This window comes from Collimonas sp. (genome assembly GCF_035566555.1).
GTDB lineage: Bacteria > Pseudomonadota > Gammaproteobacteria > Burkholderiales > Burkholderiaceae_D > Collimonas.
Map to the genome: position 1 here is coordinate 1 of NZ_DATMRB010000073.1, position 3,414 is coordinate 3,414.

Annotated in this window: 1 protein-coding gene; it reads left to right on the forward strand. The window is 64.2% G+C overall.

Features of this window, described 5'->3' with window-relative positions; genetic code table 11:
• Nucleotides 1-3,414 (forward strand): amino acid adenylation domain-containing protein (locus tag VNZ65_RS09600; protein ID WP_325668354.1); only part of this gene is annotated, 3,414 nt, incomplete at both ends.

The window sequence follows — 3,414 nt, forward strand, 5'->3', positions numbered from 1 at the left end:
GCGTAGCGCGCGGCTACCTGAACCAGCCGGAACTGACCGAGCAGCGCTTCGTCGCCGACCGTTTTTCGCAGCAGCCCGGTGCACGCTTGTACAAGAGCGGCGACCTGGCGCGCTGGCAGGCCGACGGTACGCTGGTGTACCTGGGCCGCAACGACTTCCAGGTCAAGATCCGCGGTTTCCGCATCGAGCTGGGCGAAATCGAAGCGCAGTTGGCTACGCATGCGGCGATCCGCGAAGCGGTGGTGATTGCACGCGAAGATACGCCGGGCGACAAGCGCCTGGTGGCCTATATCGTCGTCAATCAAGAGGTCGATGTCGAAACGTTGCGCACACACCTGAGCGGCAATCTGCCGGACTATATGGTGCCGGCTGCCTATGTCACGCTGGAAGCCTTGCCGCTGACGGCCAACGGCAAGCTGGACCGCAAGAACCTGCCGGCGCCGGCCAGCGATGCCTACGCTGCGAGCAGTTATGAGGCGCCGCAAGGCGAGACTGAAATCGCGCTGGCGGCGATCTGGTCAGCGCTGTTGCAGATCGAACGCATCGGCCGCCATGACAATTTCTTTTCGCTGGGCGGCCATTCGCTGCTGGCGGTGAGCCTGATGGAAAGGATGCGCCAGCAAGGCTTGACGGCCGAGGTGCGGGCGCTGTTTGCGACGCCGACGCTGGCCGGACTGGCAGCGTCGGTCGGTGCGGAAAGCCGCCTGGTGGCGGTGCCGGCCAACCTGATCCCGGCCGGCTGCGCACAGATTACGCCGGCGATGCTGCCGCTGGTGAACCTGAGCGAGACGGAGATTGCGCGCGTGGTCGAACGGGTGCCGGGCGGGGCTGCCAATGTGCAGGATATCTATCCGCTGGCGCCCTTGCAGGAAGGGATTTTGTTCCATCACCTGATGGCGAAGGAAGGCGATCCCTATCTGCTGGTGGGCATGACCAGCTTCGACACGCGGCAGCGGCTGGAAACTTACCTGGCCGCTTTGCAAAGCGTGATACAGCGCCACGACGTGCTGCGCACCGCCATCGTCTGGGAAGGTGTGCCGGAACCGCTGCAGGTGGTCTGGCGCGCTGCACCGCTGGTGCAGGAAGAACTGATCCTCGATCCAGCCGATGGTGAGGTTGCCGGCCAGTTGCGTGCGCGCTTCGATCCTCGCCATACCCGGCTGGATCTTACCCAGGCGCCATTGATGCGCACCAGCTTTGCTTACGACGCTGCACAGCAGCGCTGGGTGCTGCTAACCCTGGTGCATCACCTGATCAACGACCACACTACCCTGGAAGTCATCCATGCCGAGATCGGGGAGTATCTCCAGGGACGGCAAGCGCAATTGCCGGCGCCGCTGCAGTTCCGCAATTACGTTGCGCAAGCCCGGCTGGGCGCCAGCACCGAAGCGCATGAAACGTTTTTCCGCCAGATGCTGGAGGGTGTCGATGAACCGACAGCACCCTTCGGCTTGCTGGAGGTGCATGGCGATGGCGATGGCCTGGAAGAGAGCCATGTGCGGCTCGGCGCGGCGCTGTCGCAGCGCTTGCGGCAGCAGGCGCGGCAGCTCGGCGTGAGCGCCGCCAGCCTGTGCCATCTGGCCTGGGCGCAGGTACTGGCGCGGGTCGCCAATCGCAGCGATGTGGTGTTCGGCACGGTGCTGTTCGGCCGCATGCAGGGCGGCGAGGGCGCCGACCGCATGATGGGCCTGCTGATCAATACGCTGCCGCTGCGCGTCAACATCGATGGACAAGGCGTCGCAGCCAGCGTACGGCATACCCACGCCTTGCTGGTGCAACTGATGGAGCACGAACACGCCTCGCTGGCGCTGGCGCAACGAGCCAGCGCGATCGCCGCGCCGCAGCCCTTGTTCTCGGCCTTGCTCAACTATCGCCACAGCACGCTCGGCGAACCGTCGCCGGCAGAGCAGGCCGTATGGCAAGGCATCACGCAGATTTCAGGAGAAGAGCGCAGCAACTATCCCTTGAGCCTGTCGGTCGACGACCTGGGACAAGGTTTCGCTTTGACCGCGCAGGTGATGCCTGCTGTGGGCGCAATGCGCATTTGCGGCTATATGGAAACGGCGCTGGAAGGATTGGTCGCGGCGCTGGAAGCAACGCCGGAACGGGCCATCAATAGCATCGACGTCATGCCCGCGACTGAGCGGAATGAGATCGTCAACAGCTGGAACGCCATGCAGGAACAGCATCCCGGGCAGCGCTTGCCGCAACTGTTCGAAGCGCAGGCGGCAAAAACTCCGCTGGCAGTGGCAGTCGTGCACAGGACGGAGCAGCTGAGTTATGCCGAGCTCAACCGCCAGGCCAATCAATTGGCGCATTACCTGCGCGAGTTGGGTGTCCAGCCTGACGATAGAGTGGCGATCTGCGTCGAACGCGGCCTGGCCATGGTGGTCGCCTTGCTGGCCGTGCTGAAGGCAGGCGCGGCCTATGTGCCGCTGGATCCGGCTTATCCGGCGGACCGCCTGGCACACATGTTGAGCGACAGCGCGCCACGGATAGTGCTGACGCAGGGCGGGATCGAAGGCGGCTGGCTGCAGGTGAAAGCGACGATTGCGCCGGAGTTGCCGGTGCTGGATCTGCAGCTACCTGTCTGGAACGACTATCCGGACCATAATCCCGGCGGCGGCCATCTGGCGCCGTCGGACATGGCCTACGTAATCTACACCTCGGGGTCGACCGGCACACCGAAGGGGGTGATGGTTGAACACCGCAATGTCACGCGCCTGTTTGCCGCCACCGATGCCTGGTTCCATTTCGGCGCAGCAGATGTCTGGACCCTGTTCCATTCCTTTGCCTTCGATTTCTCGGTATGGGAAATCTGGGGGGCGCTGCTGCATGGCGGCCGGCTGGTGGTGGTGCCGCTGGAAACGGCGCGTTCGGCGGAAGATTTCTATCGTCTGCTCTGCAGCGAACAGGTGACCATTCTGAACCAGACGCCAAGCGCCTTCCGCCAGCTGATTGCAGCGCAAGGCGACGGCGCCCAGACGCATCAGTTGCGGCAGGTGATTTTCGGCGGCGAGGCGCTGGAACCTGTGACCCTGATCCCGTGGTATGCGCAGAACCCCGGTTGCGCCACGCAGCTGATCAATATGTACGGCATCACCGAAACAACGGTGCACGTCACTTACCAGCCTATCGATGCTGCCGATACCGTGCGCGGTGGCGTCAGCCCGATCGGCGTACGCATACCGGATCTCAGCGTATATCTGCTGGATGCGCAAGGCCAGCCGGCGCCGGTAGGCGTGCCAGGCGAACTGTACGTGGGCGGCGCCGGCGTAGCGCGCGGCTACCTGAACCAGCCGGAACTGACCGAGCAGCGCTTCGTCGCCGACCGTTTTTCGCAGCAGCCCGGTGCACGCTTGTACAAGAGCGGCGACCTGGCGCGCTGGCAGGCCGACGGTACGCTGGTGTACC